The organism is Thalassospira lucentensis (genome assembly GCF_050516545.1).
Classification (GTDB): Bacteria; Pseudomonadota; Alphaproteobacteria; order Rhodospirillales; family Thalassospiraceae; genus Thalassospira; species Thalassospira lucentensis_C.
Genome location: NZ_CP191544.1, coordinates 2,112,079 through 2,133,816, shown reverse-complemented (window position 1 = coordinate 2,133,816; position 21,738 = coordinate 2,112,079). Strand labels below are relative to the sequence as shown.

The 21,738-nt window shown below is 53.6% G+C and carries 23 protein-coding genes; 8 read left to right on the top strand and 15 right to left on the bottom strand.

The window, feature by feature from the left end:
• Positions 1–8: 8 nt before the first annotated feature.
• Entirely contained in the window at positions 9–914 is a 906-nt protein-coding gene (locus tag ACQ0MK_RS09910) for a LysR substrate-binding domain-containing protein (protein ID WP_430475865.1), read from the top strand.
• 173 nt (positions 915–1,087) lie between these two features.
• On the opposite strand, the gene ACQ0MK_RS09905 is transcribed toward ACQ0MK_RS09910, so the two are convergent.
• The 13 genes from ACQ0MK_RS09905 to rpsF all read right to left on the bottom strand — a co-directional run bounded on the left by ACQ0MK_RS09905 (position 1,088) and on the right by rpsF (position 13,013).
• Complete coding sequence (locus ACQ0MK_RS09905; RefSeq protein ID WP_430475864.1) at positions 1,088–1,576, bottom strand: c-type cytochrome; 489 nt, start codon at positions 1,574–1,576, stop codon at positions 1,088–1,090.
• Between the two features lie 189 nt (positions 1,577–1,765).
• Complete coding sequence (locus ACQ0MK_RS09900; protein ID WP_430475863.1) at positions 1,766–2,479, bottom strand: SDR family NAD(P)-dependent oxidoreductase; 714 nt, start codon at positions 2,477–2,479, stop codon at positions 1,766–1,768.
• The gene (purF, locus tag ACQ0MK_RS09895; RefSeq protein ID WP_430475862.1) at positions 2,476–3,936 is read right to left on the bottom strand and encodes an amidophosphoribosyltransferase; all 1,461 of its coding nucleotides are present in this window, start codon (positions 3,934–3,936) and stop codon (positions 2,476–2,478) included. The genes ACQ0MK_RS09900 and purF overlap by 4 nt, the downstream gene beginning before the upstream one ends.
• Before the next feature lie 65 nt (positions 3,937–4,001).
• Positions 4,002–4,688: a CvpA family protein gene (locus tag ACQ0MK_RS09890; protein ID WP_430475861.1), complete on the bottom strand. Its 687-nt coding sequence runs from the start codon at positions 4,686–4,688 to the stop codon at positions 4,002–4,004.
• A gap of 70 nt (positions 4,689–4,758) precedes the next feature.
• Positions 4,759–6,171 (bottom strand): DNA repair protein RadA, encoded by a 1,413-nt coding sequence (gene radA, locus ACQ0MK_RS09885; RefSeq protein WP_350045475.1) that lies wholly within the window; start codon positions 6,169–6,171, stop codon positions 4,759–4,761.
• A gap of 67 nt (positions 6,172–6,238) precedes the next feature.
• On the bottom strand, positions 6,239–7,015 hold the full coding sequence (locus ACQ0MK_RS09880; RefSeq protein WP_430475860.1) for an ABC transporter ATP-binding protein: 777 nt from the start codon (positions 7,013–7,015) through the stop codon (positions 6,239–6,241).
• Between the two features lie 18 nt (positions 7,016–7,033).
• Positions 7,034–7,807: an MlaE family ABC transporter permease gene (locus tag ACQ0MK_RS09875; RefSeq protein ID WP_350045477.1), complete on the bottom strand. Its 774-nt coding sequence runs from the start codon at positions 7,805–7,807 to the stop codon at positions 7,034–7,036.
• Positions 7,808–7,866: 59 nt separating this feature from the next.
• Positions 7,867–8,988: an alanine racemase gene (gene alr, locus ACQ0MK_RS09870; RefSeq protein ID WP_430475859.1), complete on the bottom strand. Its 1,122-nt coding sequence runs from the start codon at positions 8,986–8,988 to the stop codon at positions 7,867–7,869.
• Between the two features lie 48 nt (positions 8,989–9,036).
• Positions 9,037–10,575: a replicative DNA helicase gene (locus ACQ0MK_RS09865; protein ID WP_350042207.1), complete on the bottom strand. Its 1,539-nt coding sequence runs from the start codon at positions 10,573–10,575 to the stop codon at positions 9,037–9,039.
• Between the two features lie 207 nt (positions 10,576–10,782).
• The gene (gene rplI, locus ACQ0MK_RS09860; RefSeq protein WP_430475858.1) at positions 10,783–11,394 is read right to left on the bottom strand and encodes a 50S ribosomal protein L9; all 612 of its coding nucleotides are present in this window, start codon (positions 11,392–11,394) and stop codon (positions 10,783–10,785) included.
• Entirely contained in the window at positions 11,394–12,332 is a 939-nt protein-coding gene (locus ACQ0MK_RS09855) for a DUF2232 domain-containing protein (protein WP_350042209.1), read from the bottom strand. The genes rplI and ACQ0MK_RS09855 overlap by 1 nt, the downstream gene beginning before the upstream one ends.
• A 47-nt stretch (positions 12,333–12,379) precedes the next feature.
• Complete coding sequence (gene rpsR, locus ACQ0MK_RS09850) at positions 12,380–12,613, bottom strand: 30S ribosomal protein S18 (RefSeq protein ID WP_007090355.1); 234 nt, start codon at positions 12,611–12,613, stop codon at positions 12,380–12,382.
• Positions 12,614–12,635: 22 nt separating this feature from the next.
• Positions 12,636–13,013: a 30S ribosomal protein S6 gene (rpsF, locus tag ACQ0MK_RS09845; RefSeq protein ID WP_430475857.1), complete on the bottom strand. Its 378-nt coding sequence runs from the start codon at positions 13,011–13,013 to the stop codon at positions 12,636–12,638.
• Between the two features lie 698 nt (positions 13,014–13,711).
• Between rpsF and fabD the strand changes: the two genes are divergently transcribed.
• The 5 genes from fabD (at position 13,712) to mltG (ending at position 18,201) form a co-directional block, all read left to right on the top strand.
• Positions 13,712–14,653: an ACP S-malonyltransferase gene (gene fabD, locus ACQ0MK_RS09840; RefSeq protein WP_430475856.1), complete on the top strand. Its 942-nt coding sequence runs from the start codon at positions 13,712–13,714 to the stop codon at positions 14,651–14,653.
• A 44-nt stretch (positions 14,654–14,697) separates the two neighbouring features.
• Complete coding sequence (fabG, locus tag ACQ0MK_RS09835) at positions 14,698–15,438, top strand: 3-oxoacyl-[acyl-carrier-protein] reductase (protein ID WP_350042212.1); 741 nt, start codon at positions 14,698–14,700, stop codon at positions 15,436–15,438.
• A 171-nt stretch (positions 15,439–15,609) separates the two neighbouring features.
• Positions 15,610–15,846, top strand: coding sequence for an acyl carrier protein (locus ACQ0MK_RS09830; protein ID WP_007090351.1), 237 nt, complete (start codon positions 15,610–15,612; stop codon positions 15,844–15,846).
• An 87-nt stretch (positions 15,847–15,933) separates the two neighbouring features.
• A complete protein-coding gene (gene fabF, locus ACQ0MK_RS09825; protein ID WP_350042213.1) occupies positions 15,934–17,193 on the top strand; it encodes a beta-ketoacyl-ACP synthase II in 1,260 nt (419 codons plus the stop codon).
• 33 nt (positions 17,194–17,226) lie between these two features.
• On the top strand, positions 17,227–18,201 hold the full coding sequence (gene mltG, locus ACQ0MK_RS09820) for an endolytic transglycosylase MltG (protein ID WP_430475855.1): 975 nt from the start codon (positions 17,227–17,229) through the stop codon (positions 18,199–18,201).
• Positions 18,202–18,316: 115 nt separating this feature from the next.
• Here the strand turns inward: mltG and ACQ0MK_RS09815 are convergent, their stop codons facing one another.
• Positions 18,317–19,108 (bottom strand): SDR family NAD(P)-dependent oxidoreductase, encoded by a 792-nt coding sequence (locus ACQ0MK_RS09815; RefSeq protein WP_430475854.1) that lies wholly within the window; start codon positions 19,106–19,108, stop codon positions 18,317–18,319.
• A gap of 194 nt (positions 19,109–19,302) precedes the next feature.
• On the opposite strand from ACQ0MK_RS09815, the gene ACQ0MK_RS09810 reads away from it, so the two are divergent.
• Positions 19,303–20,187, top strand: a complete 885-nt coding sequence (locus ACQ0MK_RS09810) for a YicC/YloC family endoribonuclease (protein ID WP_430475853.1) — start codon at positions 19,303–19,305, stop codon at positions 20,185–20,187.
• Positions 20,188–20,209: 22 nt separating this feature from the next.
• Complete coding sequence (gmk, locus tag ACQ0MK_RS09805; protein ID WP_430475852.1) at positions 20,210–20,842, top strand: guanylate kinase; 633 nt, start codon at positions 20,210–20,212, stop codon at positions 20,840–20,842.
• A gap of 22 nt (positions 20,843–20,864) precedes the next feature.
• Here the strand turns inward: gmk and rsmA are convergent, their stop codons facing one another.
• Positions 20,865–21,734, bottom strand: coding sequence for a 16S rRNA (adenine(1518)-N(6)/adenine(1519)-N(6))-dimethyltransferase RsmA (gene rsmA / locus ACQ0MK_RS09800; RefSeq protein ID WP_430475851.1), 870 nt, complete (start codon positions 21,732–21,734; stop codon positions 20,865–20,867).
• Positions 21,735–21,738: the final 4 nt, after the last annotated feature.

The following is a 21,738-nucleotide window of genomic DNA, read 5'->3' as shown; positions in this document are numbered from 1 at the left end:
AATTCATCATGGGGCGGCTAGACACAAATCGATCCGGCGAAATGGAAGTCTTTGTGCGTGTCGTCGAACGCGGTGGTTTTTCCGCAGCGGCAAAAGATTTCGGCATGACGCCATCCGCGGTCAGCAAACTTGTCGGTCGTCTGGAAGGAAGGTTATCCGCACGGTTGTTCAGTCGATCGACACGCAAGCTGCGCCTGACGGAAGAAGGGCAACGTTACTATGATCGGTCCGTTCGCATCTTGGCCGATATCAACGAGGCCGATGACGAGGCATCCAGCGTGGTGCGTCCCAAGGGAAAGTTGCGCGTTAGTGTGAATATGCCAGTTGGATTGCACCGCATCTTGCCACTTGTCCCGGAATTTCAGCAACATTACCCGGATGTCGATCTTGATATCACCGTAAGTGACAAGGTCGTTGACCTGTATGAAGAACGGGCAGATATCGCTATTCGAAGCGGCCCTTTACAATCATCTGGATTGATCGCGCGAAAACTGGGCGAGTGCAGAATGGTGATTGCCGCTGCACCGGATTATCTGACGCGATATGGGGTGCCCAAGGAAATCGGCGACCTTACAGACCACATTCTGGTTGGATATAATTTCCCGCGCGCGATGAGTGAATGGCCGTTCATCGTTGATGGAGAAAGAAAATCCGTCATGCCCGGTGGCAAGGTTTGCGTTGGTGATGCGGAAAGTGCGCGCAAGGTTGCCTTGGCGGGCGGTGGAACTGTCCGACTTGCTGAGTTCCATATCCGAAAAGATGTCGAAGAGGGCAGGTTAAAAGTCCTTCTTGACCAGTTTAATCCCGGCCCGTGTGTTGAAATACATGCCGTCTATATCGGGCAGGGCGGACATATGCCGGCCCGTGTTCGGGCGTTTCTTGATTTTTGTATAGAACGTGTCGATCTGACATGAAAAGGCCGGAACAAGGTGGTTGTATGTTCTGACATGCACAAGAACAAACTGGCGACGTCCACGCCAAGTAATAATTAGTGCGCAAGGCAGCGAGGCGGTGTGAACCAAAAAACAGTCAGCTTTGAAATGTGTATTCTGAAGAAGCCGGTTTTGAAAAAAGTTCCTGTCGAACCCTATTCCTGTGGAATAGATGGGCCGTTATCAATGATCTCGCGGATATGATCGGGAAGGTCGGCTTCGGTAAAGCCTTCCTGCATCGTTCCATCTTGGACAAAAGCGAATATATCGGCCAGATCCTGTCCGGAGAAATCAATCTGATATCCAAGGTCAGCTTGTTGGAGATGAAGCATTGGCTCTGCTCCGCGCCACATCCGGGCAAAGAACTCAAACGGATCTCGCGATTGATTAAGGTTTGAGGCATCCAGACTTGGTCCGGTGTCTCCACCCACATTGTTGATGGAATGACAGACAACGCAGCCGCGGTCTGCAAACAGGCTTTTACCGGCATCAGCATCCATTTTGGGTAATGTAATTTCAGATGCCCCAGTCTCGTCTGCAAATGCTTCAGGAACGCTTGTAAGAGCTGCGAACGTGCAAAGCGTTACTGCAATGGCAAATGCGCCCAGCGGGCGGCAAGCTTGTTTGTAAAAGGCCGATCTCATTTTGTGCCCTGCTCCGATGCGGGTGGGTCGTGGTTTATCAGGCTATGCTATCGGGCCTTACCTACGAATGGCAATGCATTGGTGTCATTCATAGAAAATTTGTTTTCTGATTGATGCGTACGGGGCATTTTGAACACGAAAAAGGGCCTATGAAAGGCCCTTTGATGTTCGGTGTACGAAGATGTGATGCTAATACGCGTTTACAATTTCGCCATGTTTGGTGCAATCAGCTGCGGCCAGATCGACAAACACATCCATGATGCTTTCAGGTGTCGCCAGGGATTGCGGATCTTCACCAGGATAGGCTTCTGCCCGCATTTTGGTGCGGATACGTCCCGGATTGACCAGATTGACGCGCATGGACCGTTCTTCGACTTCCTGGGCATAGGACAGCACAAGGCTTTCCAGTGCGGCCTTGGTGGACGCATAAAGCCCCCAGAAGGCGCGACCCTTTGCCGAGGCATTCGATGTCACGAAAATCGCCCGACCGGCATCAGAAAGCTGCAAAAGCTTGTCCGTGGTGCGGATCAGGTGGAAGTTTGCCGTGACGTTGGTGGCAAAGGTATTCTGGAAAATTTGACTGTCGATATGACCGACCGGGGCAATTTCACCCAAAAGGGCGGCATTGCCAACAACGATATCAAGTTTGCCAAAGCGCTCATAAATCGTCGGGCCGATGGCATCGATCTTGTCAAACATCGTCAGATCAAGCGGAAGCAAGGTGATCTTGCCACCCTTTTCCGTGATCTCGTCACTGAGTTCTTCAAGCGCGCCAACATTTCTGCCAATGGCAATCACGTGCGCGCCTTCGGCGGCATAGCGTTTTGCAATGGCATAGCCGATCCCGTGCGACGCACCCGTTACCAGTGCAACGCGTCCTTCAAGCCGATTGGTATTGGTCATGCAGACTGCCTTTCGACCAACTGACTCAGCTTGCGGTTTTTGTTTTCCGCATTGTGATCGGTCAGATAGATCGGATAATCACCGGTAAAGCATGCATCGCAGAAAGCCGGGCTTTCATTGTCACGGCCCGGAAGGCCGGTTGCACGATACAGGCCATCAATCGTCACAAATGCAAGACTGTCGACACCAATAAGTTTCGCCATGCTTTCAATATCGTGATTGGCCGCCATCAATTTGTCTTTTGACGGGGTATCAACACCATAGAAGCACGGGTTCATGGTCGGCGGGCTTGTAATGCGCATGTGAACTTCGGCAGCACCGGCCTGACGGACCAGATCGACAATCTTGGTCGAGGTGGTGCCACGTACAATCGAGTCATCGACCAGAATAACGCGTTTTCCCTTAAGCTTGCCGGGGTTGGCGTTATGTTTCAGCTTCACGCCAAGGTGGCGGATCTGATCGGTCGGTTCGATAAACGTACGGCCAACATAATGATTGCGGATGATGCCAAGTTCAAACGGAATGCCGCTTTCTTCTGCGTAACCAAGGGCGGATGGCACACCGGAATCAGGAATCGGCACGACAACGTCGGCATCGACAGCTGATTCACGGGCCAGTTCACGGCCGATATGTTTGCGCACGTCATAAACGCTTGTGCCTTCGACAATGCTGTCGGGGCGGGCGAAATAGACATGTTCGAAAATGCAGAAACGTGATTTTTGCGGTTTGAACGGCTTGATCGAGCGCAATCCGCTATCGGTGATTTCAACAATCTCGCCCGGTTCGATGTCGCGGATGAATTCCGCGCCAACGATATCAAGGCCGACCGTTTCCGATGACAGGATATAGGCATCATTAAGCTTGCCCAGAACCAACGGGCGGACACCAAGCGGATCACGCACACCGATCAGTTTCTTCTGAGTCATCACAACCAGAGAATAAGCCCCTTCAACCTGACGGACCGCATCAATCAGACGATCGACGATCTTTTCATACAGGCTGGTGGCGATCAGGTGGATGAAGGTTTCGGTATCCGAGGTCGACTGGAAGATCGATCCACGCTTGACCAGACGTTCGCGCACAGCAAGCGAGTTGGTCAGGTTGCCGTTATGGGCAATCGCCAAGCCGCCAAATTCAAAATCGGCGAACAGCGGTTGAACGTTTCGAAGGCCTTTGCCGCCAGCCGTTGAATAGCGCACATGCCCAACGGAACGGTTGCCCGGCAGGCTTTTGATTACATCCTCTGAACCAAAGATATCACCAACCTGACCAGAGGCCCGGTGGGCGGGGAAATCTTCTCCGTCATAGGAAACAATGCCTGCGGCTTCCTGTCCACGATGTTGCAATGCATGAAGGCCAAGAGCCGTCAGTGCTGTAGCATCGGGGGAGCCAAAGACGCCAAAGACGCCACATTCTTCACGTAGCTTGTCGTCATCAAATGGATTGGTCGTCAGCATGAGTGGGTTCCGCTCTCTCGCCGGTGGCGTACGGATAACGCAAATTCTTGCGAAACCAACACGCCTCACTCGTTAGTGGTCGCCTCAATCAGGCGATCCAAATCATCGCGCGAGGGCCTTGTATACCCGTTTAGGGGCTTGGGTCCAGTCCCTTTTGGCTCCGGGCCAAGAAGTTGACGGTAGGTTTGCTCGTTCGCATCGGCGTTACGCTGAGCACGCGCCAGTTCTTCGGCTGTGGTATCGAATATTTCGTCAGGAGCCATGCGCATAATGAGGAACGCGCCTTCTTCCAAAACCGGACGGGTGCGGGCATCGCGGACCCAGTCGGGTTGCGAATCTGCCGGCAGAAGCCACGACAGGGCAAGAAAGCCGATACAGACGATCAAGCCACCACGCAAAAGACCAAACACAAAGCCAAGCGTACTATCAAGACTATCAAGTCCGGAGTTCTGAACCGCGCGGCCAATCCGGCCACTGATGAACGAGAAAATCAAAAACGAAATCAGGAAAAGACCAACCCCGGTCGCCAGATCGGCAATCAATTCAGACGGGATCAAATCGCGGACATAGGGACGTGCAACCGGATAGCCATAAAGCGCACACAGCCCCGCCCCAAGCCAGCCCATCATCGACAGGATTTCGTGGATGAATCCGCGGAAAAAGGCAAACAAACCCGATACCAGCACAATGCCGACGACAATCAGATCAAACACATCACGTGCGCCAAGATCGGGAAGGGCGGAGAAATCCATTTGTTCGTAAACCTTGTCAGTAAGCTTGGAAGCCTGGGCATTGATATGTGCTGGGCCGCAAAGGGGGCGCTTAATACATGCCTTCGCGCGGACGCACTTTGTCGCGCACATCGTCGCCGAAGAGGTTTACCAAATCCTGAAGATGGCCGATTTCGGTCTGATTAAGGCCCTTGATCGATACCTTTTTCTTGGTCTGCATGCCGTTTTTCGGGGTGTAGGCATTGCCAAAGCCAAGTTTGGTGGCCTCTTTCAAACGCGATTCGAGTTGCCCGACCGGGCGTACTTCGCCCGAAAGGCCAATTTCACCGACAATTACGGTTTCATTTGGAACCGGTTTGTCTGCCACGGCCGAAATCAGCGCGGCGGCAACCGCCATATCGGCGGCAGGTTCGCCAACCCGCAAGCCACCAGCCACGTTCAGATAGACATCGAACTGGCCAAGCGCCAAGCCACAACGGGCATCAAGGACGGCCAAAATCATGTTCATACGGGCCGAATCCCAGCCGACAACCGCACGGCGCGGTGTTGCCAGGGCCGATTGGGCGACCAATGCCTGAATTTCGACAAGCATCGGGCGGGTGCCTTCCAGTCCGGCAAAGACGGCTGTGCCACTGACCGGGCTGTCGCGATCGGCCAAAAACAATGCCGATGGATTGGGAACTTCGACCAGACCGGCATCCCCCATTTCAAAAACGCCGATTTCATCGGTCGCGCCGAAACGGTTTTTGACCGCCCGCAGGATGCGGAATTGATGGCCGCGTTCGCCTTCGAAATACAAAACCGTATCGACCATATGTTCCAGAACACGCGGCCCGGCAATCTGGCCTTCCTTGGTGACATGACCCACCAGCAGCACGGCAAAGCCTTTGCGCTTTGCCAGACGGATCAGTTCCAGGGCGCAGGCACGAACCTGTGACACGGTGCCCGGCGCACTATCAAGGGTGTCGGCATACATGGTCTGGATCGAGTCAATGACCACGACTTCGTGGCTGCTGGCTTCCAGTGTGGTGATGATGTCGCGCAGGCTGGTCGCAGCAGCAAAATCAACCTTGGTTTTGCTAAGGCCCAAGCGCGCGGCCCGCATGCGGACCTGATCAATTGCTTCCTCGCCCGAAATATAGGCGCATTTATGCTTGGCAGCCATTGCGCCAACCGCCTGAAGCAGGATGGTGGATTTACCAATGCCGGGATCACCGCCAACCAGAAGGGCAGAGCCCGGAACAAGGCCGCCACCACAGGCGCGATCAAGTTCGGCAATGCCGCTTATGATGCGCGGCGGGCTGGCACTTTCACCTTCAAGTGCGACAAAATCGATGGTCTTGCCCTTTGCCCCGCCGGAAATGCCACCCGCAGCCTTGGGGCCTGTTTCAACCCGCTGTTCTTCGATGCTGTTCCATTCGCCGCACGCATCACAATGGCCGGTCCATTTGCGATATTCCGCACCGCAGTTTTGACAGGTGAATCGGCTTTGGGTTTTGGCCACAGAATGCTCCGCAGGTCATGAAGGGGGCAGACAAAGCGTTTATCTGCCGCGTGGGACGAGGACAATTTCAGAGATGTTTAAGGTCAAGGTCAAGGGGACCTTCGATTTCACCAGAAACGAATTGCTGTAAGAAAGGGTTATCAGCCTGATCAATATCGGCAACCGGACCATCCCAGATGATCTTGCCCTTATAAAGCATGGCAACACGGTCTGCGATTTTACGTGCACTTGCCATATCATGGGTAATGGTCATGGCACTTGCCCCCAGTTCACGGGTGCATTTAACAATCAGGTCGTTGATGACATCGCCCATGATCGGGTCAATGCCCGTGGTCGGTTCATCAAAAAACAGGATTTCCGGTTCTGTTGCAATTGCGCGGGCAAGACCGACACGTTTTTGCATGCCGCCCGAAAGGGAGGACGGGGTCATATTGGCAATTTCAGCACCAAGGCCAACATCGGCAAGTCTGGCAATCGCAAGATCACGTGCCTGACGTGGTTTCATGCCTTGGCCTTCAATCAGGCCAAAGGCAACATTTTCCCAGACACTAAGGGAATCAAAAAGGGCTGCCCCCTGAAACAGCATGCCGGTTTTTGCCAGCATGGCATCGCGCTCAGACCGATTGGCACCGATCATTTCAACGCCGTCCACCGTGATCGATCCCTGATCAGGGGATAAAAGACCCAGCACGCATTTCAGGGTGACAGATTTGCCCGTGCCCGATCCGCCAATGATGGCAACCGATTCCCCCGGTGCGACATCAAGGTCGACACCCTGAAGGACTTTCTTGGGGCCAAAGGCCTTGTGAACATTGCGCAGGGATATCTTGGCGGGAGTGCTCATGATGTTGTCAACCGACCCTTATCGCGTGAAGAACAGTTCGGTGACGATATAGTTCGAAATCAGGATCAGAATGGAACTTGATACGACCGCATTGGTGGTTGCCTGACCAACGCCCTGTGCGCCACCCCGCGAATTATACCCGTGGTAGCAGCCCATCAGGGTAATGATAAAGCCAAACACAGCGGCCTTTACCAGGCCCGATACAACATCAAGCTGTTCAAGATACTGGAACGTATTGCGGATATAGGATCCTTCGTTAAAGCCAAGCTTGTTGACCCCGACAAGATAGCCGCCCAGAACCCCGATAATATCGCCAATCAGAACCAGAATGGGCAGGGTGATCACACCCGCAACCACACGCGGCACAACCAGATATTTGAATGGATTGGTCGAAAGGGTGACCAGCGCATCAATCTGTTCGGTCACACGCATGGTGCCGATTTCAGCAGCAATCGCTGCACCCACACGTCCGGCAACCATCAGACCGGCCAAAACCGGACCCAGTTCGCGGGTCATAGAAATGACAACCACGGTGGCAACCGCACTTTCCGCCGAAAAGCGCGAGAACCCGGAATAGGATTGCAGGGCCAGAACCATACCGGCAAACAGGGTGGTCATGGCGACCACCGGCAGCGAGAAATAACCAATCTCGCGCATCTGTTTGAAAATCAGCCGGAAATAGATTGTCGGCGTTACCATGTGGCCAATCGTACGACCAGCAAACACAGTTACGCGACCGACAAGGGCCAAAAAGGTCAAAAACATATGGCCAACCGGCGCAAAGATCGGCATCTGTACTTCGAAGTCCCCTGTTATCGGCCTGCTTTAGATTTATGGCCGGTTCTTATAATTCAGCCTTCTGTATAGACCCGCCGGTAGCGATGTCCAAGAGAAGTTAGAATCTCATAACCAATTGTACCAGCAGCAGATGCAACATCGTCAACCGTCATCTTGTCATCAAGAAGCGGGACCATATCGCCAGCTTTGATCGATTTGCCCGGAAGGTCGGTGATATCAACCGTGATCGCATCCATCGACACGCGCCCGACATAGGGAACTTCATGCCCCTTGATCAGCATTTTTCCGCTGTTGGAAAGCGACCGTAACCAGCCATCGGCATAGCCAACCGCAAGGGTTACGATTTTCGATTTGCGTTTGGCGGTCCATGATCCGCCGTAACCGACCGATTGGGCGGCGTCAATTTCGCGCACCTGAAGCACTTTGGCGTTCAGGGTAACGACCGAGCGCATCGGATTGGTGGTTTCAGGCGTCGGGTTGCCGCCCCAAAGCGCAATGCCCGGACGGCAGAATTCCAGATGGTAATCATCGTTGCGGAAGATCGCCGATGAATTACAAAAACCACGCGGGGCCGGTGGCAACCGGCGATACCATTTCATGAACAGATCGTACTGTTGCTTGGTGATCGGGTTTTCTGCCTCGTCAGCGGCGACCGGGTGGGTCATGTATCCGGCTTTTTCAAAGCCATACAGAAGCGATGAATAACGGTCGACCAAGGTGCTGACATCAAGTGGTGTCAGGCCAAGGCGGCTCATGCCGGTATCAAGATGAATAAAGGCCGGGGCAGGGCGTTCATATTCCCGGCACAGGTTTGACCACCGTTCGATCTGTTCAAGATCGTTCAGAACCGGAATGACGTCATTTTCGATAAAGAATTCTTCGTCACCGGGCAGAACACCATTGAGAACCGCAATCCGTCCGCCGCCGCGCAAAAGCGGGAACAGGTCGGCGGCTTCGTTGGCCTGCGCGACAAAGAACAAACGGCATCCTTGCTTTTTCAGGACCGGGACGATTGTTTCCGCACCCAAACCATAAGCATCGGCTTTTACCACGGCACCGCAGGTGCGGCCGGTATAGCGTTTGGTCAAAGTCTTGTAATTGTCGGCAACTGCTTTCAGATTGATTTGCAGTTCCGCGCACTCGGCCGCACGGCCGACGGCGGGAAGAACGGTCATTCTTAATACCCCGTGGAATCCGTTTGCGGATGGGCTTACGCCCGATCCCTATTCATAATCTTCTTCAGTGTGATCAAGATCGCCAAACTTGGTGTAGTTCCCGTCAAAATACAGACGCACGTTGCCCACCGGGCCGTGACGCTGTTTGGCGACGATGACTTCTGCGGTGTTGTAGACATGGTTCAAACGTTCCTGCCAGTTGGCATAGCGTTCACCGAATTTATCGGTGGCTTCGCCCTGATTCTGGGCGGGTTCGGAACGTTCGAGATAATATTGTTCACGGTAAATGAACATCACAACGTCGGCGTCCTGCTCGATCGAGCCGGATTCACGAAGATCCGACAGCTGCGGACGTTTATCGTCGCGCTGTTCAACCGCACGCGAAAGCTGCGACAGGGCAAGAACCGGAACTTCGAGTTCCTTGGCAATCGCCTTGAGCATTCGGGTGATTTCCGAGACTTCCTGCACACGGCCATCGCCACGGAAGTTGGTCGGCGGGGCGAGAAGTTGCAGGTAATCGACGACGATCATTGCAAGACCGTGCTGACGTTTCAAACGGCGGCAACGTGTACGAAGGGTCGATACCGGAAGGGCCGGTGTATCATCGATATAAAGCGGAACGGTATTAAGTTCCTGAGTGGCGAGCAACAGTCGTTCGAAATCCTGTTCGTTCAGATCACCACGGCGCATGTTATCGCCTGATACTTCAGCAGCCTGAGACAGCAAACGTGCGGCCAACTGTTCTGCGGCCATCTCAAGCGAGAAGACGGCAACGGCACCGGTGCGGATTTCATCTTCTGAATCGCTTCCCGCCGCGCGGTTTTGGTGGGATGCAATCGCGGCGTTAAAGGCAATGTTCATTGCCAGGGCCGTTTTACCCATCGATGGACGACCGGCAAGGATCAGCAAATCCGATGGGTGCAGACCACCAAGCTTGCGGTCAATATCACGCAACCCCGTGGTAACACCGACAACGCGACCGGCATTTTTGTACGCATGGTCAATGTTTTCATATGCCTTGGCCATCGCCGGGCCAAAGGCAACAAAGCCCGATTCGGCCGAGCCGGCGGTGGCAAGCGAGAATAGTTTCTGTTCGGCTTTTTCAATCTGGATGGTGGCATCAGTATCAAGTTCATACTGATAGGCATCATTGACGACATCTTCGCCAAGCTCGATCAGCTCACGCCTCAGATACAGGTCATAAACCAGTTTGCCGTAATCACCGGCATTGATGACCGAGACAAGGTTGTTTGACAGTTCAGCCAGATATTGCGGTCCGCCGATCTCGGCAAGGGCTTCGTCCTGCTTGAAATAGGCTTTGAGCGTGACCGGATTGGCCAACTGTCCGCGTTCGATCTGCTTGCCGCAGGCTTCGAAAATGCGGCCATGTCGGCCATCGGCGAAATGTTCGGGCCGCAGGATATCAGACACACGTTCATAGGCAGCGTTGTTGTTAAGAATCGCGCCAAGAAGGGCTGCTTCCGCTTCAAAGTTGTGCGGAGCCATACGCTCGAGCACCATATCGGCGCCGTCACCGTGGTCTATATCAAGCGGAGCAAAGAGGGCGTCTAAATTGGGATCTGTCATGGGCGGAAAAGGTACCAGTCATCCGGTTGGCCGCAAAGAGTTAATCGGTATAACTCATAGCGGGTATTCCGCAAGCGCAGAGGTCGTCCGCTGCCCGGGTTTTGAAATGTTTTTACAAATCAGGCCCGAAAAGAAGACGACAAAAAGAAAACGGCACGTCCTTGCGGACATGCCGTTTCCCAAATGATCTTGGAAGAACCAAGCAAATTATGCTTTGGAATCTTCTTCGTTCGGAGCATCTGCAGAAGCTTCTGCCGGAACTTCTTCTTCGAAGAGTTCTTCAGCAGCTTCCAGAGCTTCTTCTTCTTCAGCTTCCATTTCCTCGATGGTGCCAAGAACAGCAGAACCTTTACGGAGCTGTTCAGCGGCATCTTCTTCGGAACGTGCAACGTTGGCAGTCACTTCAATAGCAACTTCCGGGTGCAGGCTGATTTTAACCTGGTGCAGACCAAGGGTTTTGATCGGCTGATCAAGAACGACCTGGGTGCGTGCAACAGTGTAACCGGATTCGGTTACTGCATTTGCGATATCGCGTGCAGTTACCGAACCGTAAAGATGACCAACATCGGATGCCTGGCGAACGAGGGTGACAGCAACGTCACTCATCGTTTCGGCAACCGCTTCGGCTTCTTTGCGGCGGTCAAGGTTGTCAGCTTCGAGCTGTGCTTTCTGTGCTTCAAACACGGAAAGATTCGCTTTGGTTGCACGAAGGGCCATGCCCTGCGGCAGCAAGCGGTTGCGGGCGTGGCCCGGCTTGACGGAGACTACGTCACCCATCTGACCGAGTTTTTCTACCCGCTGGAGCAGAATAACTTCCATCACCGATCCTCCTCATTGCTACGGGTCATCGGTTCTTTCCCCCGCAGCCTGATTAAATGCTCAACAATTCCAAGTCCGGTGATCGCAATAAACGACCAACTAGACAGAACCGCGACGATGTAGAACACCGTCAGTATCATACGTTTTTGCGGCCATCGGGCAGCCTGCCCATGTACCAGCGCCAATCCCTGAAACAGGAACGGCACTGCCAGTACCACCGCGACGTTTCGCGCTACATAAGCCAGGGAACCATCGGCAAAGCCGACCGTAAACCCGGCCAAGGCAAACGCAAACAGTGACCAGCCAGGCAAGGCAAAAGAAGCCATACTTGGTGTCGGACGCAGGTTTTTGCCTGCACGCACCAAGATTGCCTGTGCGATTGCCGCATTGGCGAACAGCATTAACAGCCAACTCACCGAAGCAATCGCCGGGAAATACGTCTGGAACATTCCAATCAAACCCTGAACTTCAGGTGTCACAGGGACACCCATTTCCGAGTATGTCTGGTTCAGGAACTGCGAAACGAAGTCCTGAAGATCCAAACCTTCCGCCGTTAGTGTTCCGGTAATGATGATCATTACCGTCGCGACCATAACGGCCATGGCACCAACAACAATTCCGGATGGAAGAAAGGCAATATTGCCATTTGCATCCTTCCGAATGATCAGTGCCATGCGGGTCAACAACATCGCCGGTCCGGCAAACACGACCATAAAGACCGTGAAAGGCAGTAATCCCCCCAAAAGAACAAGGGCACTACATGCGGCAACTGCCGCAACCAGCAGGCGTTTTGGTCCTTGCCACAATCCCGTAAGGAAAAGCGGCAGATGCCCGAAATATGAGAGCAACAAAGCAACAGGGTTTCCTGATAGAACCAACAGGAACAGAACGGCACTGCCAAGTCCTGATCCAATAGCTATTAGGGTGTCACGTTGCATCATTTACTCCCGGCCTGAGACCGCAAAAGGGTCTCTTGCCGACTGCCTCAGACTTGATCTGAGTACGGCAGCAGCGCCAGGAAACGTGCACGTTTAATGGCTTTCGCCAGTTCGCGCTGTTTCTTGGCCGAAACCGCAGTGATACGGCTCGGAACGATTTTGCCGCGTTCGGAAACGAAACGCTGCAGCAGTTTGACATCTTTGTAGTCAATCTTCGGCGCATCCGCACCCGAGAACGGGCAGGTTTTACGACGACGGAAAAACAGACGACGTCCAGCCATGATATATACTCCTCGCTATCTGTTAGCCGTGCTGACGGGGACCGCCGCGGCGATTACCGCCACGTGCGCCGCGCTCGTCGCGGTTACGCAGAATGGCTGACTGTTCTTCTTCGAACTCTTCAACCTTGACAGTCATCTGACGCAGAACGTCTTCGTTCAGGCGCATCTGACGCTCATATTCCGCGATCGTGGCGTTGTCGGCTTCGATCTGGAAGAGAGTATAGTGGCCTTTGCGGTTCTTTTTGACACGGTATGTCAGGGAACGCAGGCCCCAATATTCGGTTTTGGCAATCTTGCCGCCGAGACCTTCGATGGTCTGGGTCAGCTTTTCGTTCAGGCTTTCGACCTGTGCGGTCGAGAAGTCCTGACGTGCGATAAACACGCTTTCGTACTTGCTCATAATACTCCTAATCACTCCTTGTGGCTTATCTCTTCCTAACATGACCTCGTGTCATGCAGGCATAGCCGGGCAATCCCGGCAAGGAGCCGTGAGACCGCGGAATATACACTTTTCGCCCAGTAGTGCAACGCCAAATGCACCTTTTCCACAATTGCGAAACATCACGCTGTGTTTGTGAAAAACGGCAGGAACGCAATGCTTTGGAAGTTGGTCCCGAGGTGGGGGAAGCGTTGCGGTTTTGCGATAACGGTTATGCGGATCGCCTCAAAGACAGTTTTTATAGTGTCTCGCCGTTATATCCTACGGTTTAAGGTCCTGAAATTGATCGACTTCGCGGTCCGTGCCCTTAGTTGCCTGCAATTTGATTACACAGGAAATCAAAAGGTGGGGCCGGGTGGGGCTTTGGTTGCGCGGGGTTTAGGTGTTTGTGGGGTGTTTGTTTTGTGCGCTGCGCAACAGCTCGTTCTTCGTAAATCACGGGAACTATGTCATAAGCGCGAGACGGGGACTTAATTGCCTGTGGCTTGCAATAGGGATTGAACGTGCCAAGTTTGAGGCAACGAAATTCCGAATACGGTCTGATTGACGCCATCTCTCCTTGACAGTGCGGTCGCGCACGTTATCAAGGGTGGCTTGATTTTTAGGGGCCGAATTTCGGCACAGCCTTCGTAGAAGCTGACAAGGGTATTATAGATATAATGACACGCGCACTCGTTTTCCCCGGTCAGGGGTCGCAAGCGGTTGGTATGGGCAAGGAACTGGCAGATGCATTCCCGATTGCCCGCGAAGTTTTCCAAGAAGTTGATGACGCGCTTTCACAAAAGCTAAGCGCATTGATGTTCGAAGGACCGGAAAACGAACTGACCCTGACTGAAAACGCACAGCCTGCATTGATGGCCGTCAGTCTTGCCGTTACCCGCGTTCTGGAAAACGAAGGCGGATTTGCACTGACCGACAAATGCGATCTGGTTGCCGGTCATTCGCTTGGCGAATATTCCGCCCTTGCCGCGGCTGGTACATTTGCCATTGCCGACGCGGCGCGTTTGTTAAAAATCCGTGGTCAGGCCATGCAGGCGGCAGTACCGGTTGGTGTTGGCGCAATGGCGGCTCTTCTTGGGCTTGATTATATCGATGCAGTTGCCGTTGCCGAAGAAGCTGCGCAGGGAGATGTTTGTACGGCGGCAAATGACAATGCCAGCGGACAGGTTGTTGTGTCCGGCCACAAAGCGGCTGTTGAACGCGCGATTGAGATTGCCAAGGAAAAGGGTGCGAAACGCGCAGTTCTTTTGCCGGTATCTGCACCGTTCCATTGCGCGCTGATGCAGCCTGCTGCGGACCGCATGGCCGAAGCACTGGGTGAAGTCACCATGAATGCACCGGCCAAGCCGCTTGTTGCAAATGTCACGGCAGAAAAAACCATTGATCCGGAAACCATTCGTAAACTCCTTGTGGAGCAGGTTTGTGGCACCGTGCGTTGGCGTGAGTCAGTTCTTTATATGAAAGAACAGGGCATCACCGATCTGGTCGAGATTGGCACTGGCAAGGTTTTGACAGGTATGGTGCGCCGTATTGACCGTGACCTTAGTGGTGTTGCCGTCAATAGCCCGGCAGATATCGAAGCATTTCTCGGCACTCTTTGAATTGAGTGTTGTGACGAAGACGAACCCAAAGGGAAAAGAAATACATGTTTGATCTTGCAGGGAAAACAGCACTTGTAACCGGTGCTACCGGTGGTATCGGTGGCGAGATCGCCAAAGTTTTGGCGCAGGCCGGTGCGAAGGTTGCTCTGTCGGGGACCCGTCAGGAACGCCTTGAAGCCGTTGCTGCCGAGATTGGCGAAAATGCTGTTATTGTTCCGGCGAACCTTTCGGATTCTGCCTCGGTTGATGGTTTGATCAAGCTTGCTGAAGAAGCACTTGGCGGTCAGCTTGATGTTCTGGTCAATAATGCGGGCATCACCCGTGACCAGTTGGCAATGCGTTTGAAAGACGAAGACTGGCAGGCGGTTATTGATGTGAACCTGACGGCTGCTTTCAAGCTTGCGCGTAATTCGCTGCGTGGCATGATGAAGCGCCGGCACGGTCGTATCATCAATATCACCTCGATCGTTGGCGTGACCGGAAATCCGGGTCAGGCGAACTATGCCGCAGCAAAAGCAGGCATGATCGGCTGGTCTAAATCGCTCGCACAGGAAGTTGCTGCGCGCGGTATTACAGTGAACTGTGTCGCACCTGGTTTTATTACGACGGCCATGACCGAAGAGCTTGGAGATGCCCAGAAAGAGAAGCTTTTGGGCGGGATTCCGGCAGGCCGGATGGGCGACAGCAAAGAGATCGCAGCAGCGGTTCTGTATCTTGCAAGTGACGAAGCTGCTTATGTCACAGGACAGACCTTGCATGTGAACGGCGGAATGGCGATGATTTAACCCGTTGCGGGTTGCCTTCTTTTCTGTTTAAAAGGGGCCGCTATACCAAATATTGAAATCGGCAATTGTGTGTTGTCGGTTTCCGGTTCCCGGGAGGTCCTTCAATAGGGGGAAGATAACGGGCACCACGTAAACACTAACTGACAGAAAACCTATTGAAGGATTTGAGCTATGAGTGATGTCGCAGATCGCGTGAAGAAGATCGTTGTCGAGCACCTCGGTGTTGAAGAAGACAAGGTCACTGAAAACGCTAGCTTCATTGACGATCTGGGCGCTGACAGCCTGGACACGGTCGAGCTGGTTATGGCGTTTGAAGAAGAATTCGGTTGCGAAATTCCGGATGACGCGGCTGAAAAAATTCTGACCGTCAAAGACGCGATCGACTTCATCGAAAAGGCGAACGGCTAATCTTGCCGTGAGACACGGGCGCCCGAGGGCATCCTCAGGCGCCCTTTTCGTCTTTGCTGGATTCATAAAATAAAGGCGTAATGCGGGATGAGACGCGTAGTTGTTACCGGACTTGGTGCTGTAACGCCGCTGGCTAGCGGTGCACAGAATACTTGGCAGAAACTGCTGAACAGCCAATCCGGCATCAAAAGCATCGACACGTTTGACGTGTCGGATATTCCTGCCAAAATCGCAGGCCTCGTGCCGCGCGGTGAGGGTGACGGACTTTTCAATCCGGAAGATCATGTTTCGATCAAAGACATGAAAAAGATGGACGATTTTATCGTCTATGGGATTGCAGCTGCCGATCAGGCACTTGCCGATTCCGGATGGAAACCTGAAACGGACGAAGACCAGGAAAATACTGGTGTTCTGATTGGTTCGGGTATCGGTGGTTTGCCAAGAATCTCCGAAGCCACCGAATTGGTGAATAACGGCAAAACCCGCCGCGTCAGCCCATTCTTCATTCCGTCTTGCCTGATCAATCTGGTCTCTGGCCAGGTATCGATCAAACACGGACTTAAAGGCCCGAACCATGCTGTTGTGACAGCATGTTCGACCGGTGCACACGCCATTGGCGATGCGTCACGCATGATCATGCTTGGCGATGCCGATGTGATGGTTGCCGGTGGTGCGGAAGCCGCTGTTTGCCGTCTTGGCATGGCAGGCTTTGCCGCAGCACGTGCTTTGTCCACGGGATTCAACGATACCCCGACCGAAGCATCCCGTCCTTGGGATGAAGGCCGTGACGGTTTTGTCATGGGCGAAGGTGCGGGCTGTGTCGTTCTTGAAGAATACGAACACGCCAAGGCGCGTGGTGCACGTATTTACGCAGAAGTCGGCGGCTATGGCATGTCCGGTGATGCGTATCACATCACGGCACCTGCGGCAGATGGCAACGGTGGTTTCCGTTCGATGCGCAATGCGCTTAGGAATGCCGGTGTGAACCCGGAAGATGTCGACTATGTGAATGCACATGGTACGTCGACTCCGTTGGGTGATGAAATCGAACTCGGCGCGGTTAAGCGTCTGTTTGGTGATCATTCATCGAAACTTTCGATGTCATCGACGAAATCGGCTACAGGTCACCTGCTTGGTGCGGCTGGCGCGATTGAAGCTGTGTTCTCGATCCTTGCGATCCACGAAGGCGTGGTTGCACCGACCTTGAACCTGCACAATCCGTCTGAAGCCTGCAAAGGCATGGATCTTGTTCCGCTTGAAGCGAAACAGCGCAAGGTCAATGTTGCCCTGTCGAATTCGTTCGGTTTTGGCGGCACCAACGCGTCGCTCGTGTTCAAGGCCGTTTAAAACAGCAGATCCAACCTTACCGGGAGTTTTCCCTTGAAGCGTTTTCTGCTTGTTCTTGGCTTACTAATCATCACCGCTGCCCTCACCGTTGGTGGGGCGGCGGTGTATGTTTATGTGCAATACACTTCACCGAGTAAATTGGTGCAGGGTCGTGATATCATCATCCCGCAAGGGACCGGTGTTCGTGGTATTGCCGAAATTTTCCGCCGCGAACACATCGTCACCGAACCGCTGATCTTTCTGGCGGGGGTTCGCGTTGGCGGGCTGGATCGATCGCTTCGCGCCGGGGAATATCATTTCCCTGCACGTGTAAGCCCCAAACAGGCGGCAGAAATTCTTGCCAATGGCGATACCGTCAAACGGTTTGTCACCATCCCCGAAGGATTACGGTCCGGCGAAATTATTGACCGGATCAATCTGGTTGATGGTTTGGACGGTGAAATCACCGAAATTCCGCAAGACGGGACGCTGTTGCCGGAAACCTATCAATTCTCGTATGGCGATACGAAACAAAGCATCATTGATCGGATGCGGGCCGCCCATGATGACATGGTCGAACAACTTTGGCCCGGACGGGCTCAGGGATTGCCGTTTGATACGATTGAAGAGGCGCTTGTTCTGGCCTCCATCGTTGAACGTGAAACAGGTGTTGCTGCCGAACGTGCGCGCGTTGCCGGTGTGTTCGTCAATCGATTGAATGCCAATATGCGGCTGCAATCTGATCCGACGGTTGCCTATGCAATCAGCCCAGATAAGCGCCTTGATCGGGCGTTGACGCGCAAAGACCTTCGGTTCGAAAGCCCGTACAACACATATGTCACGCGTGGTTTGCCGCCGTCACCGATCACCAATCCGGGGCGTGAGGCATTTTATGCGGTGCTTCATCCGGCCCCGACGAAAGATGTGTATTTTGTCGCCGATGGCACCGGTGGACATGCCTTTGCCCGCACGCTCAAAGAGCATAATCGCAATGTTGCCAAATGGCGGCGCATCCGCGACGGGCAATAACAGGCCGTTTGGGTGTTTTGTGCTCCATCAGCAGGTCGACAGAACTGGTTCTCTACAAATTAGAAAGGCGACGTCCAGTTTAGGAACGTCGCCTTCTTCATGTGGCCTTGATGCCTCAGTTTTCTGAATTCTGCTCAGATGCTGCTGTTTTCTTGGGGATTCGCGAAGCAGCCAGATCAAGCACCCATTGTGGTGTGATCTTTAATGCGCCAATGATCATGTTCATCGGCCACGGGAAGGCGATTATGCCTTTGTTTCGTTCAAGCCCCTTTGCAATCTTGCGCGCAGCCTTGTCGGCCTGCATGAAAAACGGCATCGGGAAATCATTGGCATCAGTGATGCGGCTTTTGACGAATCCGGGGCAGATGACATTGACCTTGATGCCATCAGGGGCCAGTGCCCCACGTAGTCCTTCGCCATAGACACGTACAGCCGCCTTGCTGGCGCAATAGGCCGGGGCAGAGGGCAAACCACGCCAGGAGGCTTGCGACGCGACCAATGCGACTTGTCCTCGCCCCCGCACGCGCATGGCATCGATTGCCGGGTCAATGGTGTTGAGTACGCCCGCGACGTTGGTTGCGAATATGTCGCGCACCTGTTCGGGGCTTTCGCCCTTGCCACCAGTGCCTGCTGAAATGCCAGCATTGGCGATAACCAAGCTTAGTGGGGCTAACTCATCGCAATGCGTGACATAAGCCGTCATGGTTTCACGGTTGGTTACGTCCAATATATCGGCAAAGACATTTGCGCCTGCTGCACGGCATTCATTTTCCACAAGGCGCAAGCGCGTCTGATCGCGGCCACTGATGAACAAAGTGACGCCTGTACGGGCGAAATGACGGGCAAGAGCGGCACCGATGCCGGAACTGGCACCGGTGATCAAAACGGCATGATACTGAAAGGACATTGTTGCTCGTATGCGGTTTTTAAAATATGCGTTATCGATTTTTGCCGACCATGCTGCACCTTTGGGGCAGGATTATGAAATACCGGCAAAACATACCATATTGTTGATAACATAGATCTCGCCAGTGTTGGCCCTTGGCGTGCATCGGGCCAACCGTTATAAGCGGGAAAACATGAATTATACTGGATGAAAATATGACCGTATCAAGCATGACCGGCTTTGCCCGCACCGATGGTGCGGCAGAAGGCTTTGGCTGGACCTGGGAATTGCGCAGCGTCAATGGCAAGGGCCTTGATGTTCGTGTGCGTCTGAATGGCGGGTTTGAACGGCTTGAAGCCAAAGTCCGCGATGCGGTTGCCAAACGGTTCAAGCGCGGCAATGTCGGGGTTACCCTGAATGTTGTGCGATCTGCTGATACCAGTGCCTATCAGGTGAACCGGGAATTGCTATCAGATCTGATTTCTCTGGCGGAGGAATTTGACAATACTAGCAGCCTGTCGGCGGGGACGATTGCCGATCTGATGAATGTGCGCGGTGTGCTGGAAGTTGTTGAAACCCACGAAGACGAAGCAACGCGGGATGCCCGTGATGCAGAGGTTTTTGCCAGCCTGAATGATGCAATTGACCAGATGACTGCGCATCGTGCGGAAGAAGGCGAAAAGCTTGATGCGATGCTTCGCGGGCATGTTGATAACATCGAAGCAACGGTTGCCCGTGCAGAAAGCTGCGCATCTGTGCGCGTGGATGCGATCAAGGAACGGTTGAAACGCCAAATCGAAGAACTGATGGATGCGGGCAAGTTTGAACCAGAACGGTTGCATCAGGAAGCAGCCTTACTTGCAACCAAAGCCGACATCCGCGAGGAAATTGACCGTCTGAAGGCCCATATTACCGGCGCACGCGATATGCTGACCAAAGGTGGTTCCATTGGGCGTAAGCTTGATTTCCTGTGTCAGGAATTTAACCGCGAAGCCAACACGTTGTGCTCGAAAGCCAACGACGTCGAGCTTACTAATTGCGGGATGGAGCTTAAAGTGATCATTGATCAGCTCCGCGAGCAGGTTCAGAACGTCGAGTAAGCGGGCAGGGAAGGAACACGATATGGTAGATCAGAACAATCGTCGTGGCGTTATGCTGGTTTTCTGTGCCCCGTCGGGCGCAGGTAAAACCACCATTACCCGTCAGTTGCTTGAAAAAGATGACAGGATTTCATTGTCTGTGTCGGCAACCACCCGTGAAGCCCGGCCGGGCGAAGAAGAAGGCACACATTACTTCTTTAAATCGGTCGATGATTTCAAACACATGATTGCCGAAGATGCGCTGCTTGAGTGGGCGGAGGTTTTTGGCAATTACTACGGTACGCCAATAGCACCGGTCGAGAAGGCGCTTTCCGAGGGGCGTGACGTGCTGTTTGATATTGACTGGCAAGGTGCGCGCCAATTGCGCGAAAAGGGCGGTGCAGACGTTGTATCTGTCTTTGTCTTGCCACCGTCATCGGCGGAACTTGAACGGCGTTTGCGCGATCGTGGGCAGGATGCAGATGGTGTGATCATGAAACGCATGGCCAAGGCCGGTGCGGAAATCAGCCATTGGGAAGAATTCGACTACGTTTTGATCAATGATGATCTTGAACGCTGCCTCGCCGATGTTGAACATATCATCGGGGCCGAACGGATGAAGCGCGCGCGGCAATCGGTTCTGCCCGGGTTCGTCAAAAAGCTTTTGACCGATTGATTGGGAATTCAAAATGGCCGCTTTACGAAGCGGCCATTTCGTCATGAACCTGTGTCAGGCGGACAAAGTCGGCGACACTGAGTTCTTCGGCACGGGATGTTTCCGTAATCCCGGCTGTGGTCAGCAATTCACCGACATTGATATTAAGCGTCTTGAGGCTGGCGCGCAGCATTTTGCGCCGCTGACCAAAAGCAGCCTGGGTGATTTTGGCCAAGCTGGTCAGGTTGATGTCAGCACCGCGATCCGCCTTGGGCCGCAACTGCACGACGGCGGAGGTTACCTTTGGCGGCGGGGTAAAGGCGCTGCGGTGTACATCAAACAGAATGTCGCAATCGCACAGATACTGACACAGGACGGAAAGCCTGCCGTAGGCTTTGCTTTTTGGGCCAGCGACAACACGTTCGGCAACTTCTTTCTGGAACATCAAAGTCAGGCTGGCGAATTGGTCGATCTGCATCAGCCAATTGATCAAAAGCTGCGTTCCGACATTGTAGGGCAGATTGGCGACAATTTTGCGTGGTGCCGGGCCAAGGGTTGTGACATCGACGTCTAGCGCATCGCCATCAATCACATGCAGGGCATTGGGGTAATGGGCGCTGATTTGGTCTAGAACCGGTTGGCAGCGTGGGTCACGCTCGATCACGGTCAGGTTCTTTGCGCCATTAAACAGCAACGCACGGGTCAGGCCACCGGGGCCGGGGCCAATTTCGATCACGGTCGCATCTTCAAGTGGCGCGGCCGCACGGGCAATCCGGCCCGTCAGGTTGAGATCAAACAGAAAGTTCTGACCAAATTTCTTTTGTGCAGACAGGTTATGGATGGCAATCACCTCGCGAAGGGGCGGAAGGCCATCATTGGCGAGGGTGCCGGTTGTGCTGTTGTCTTCTGACACGTTT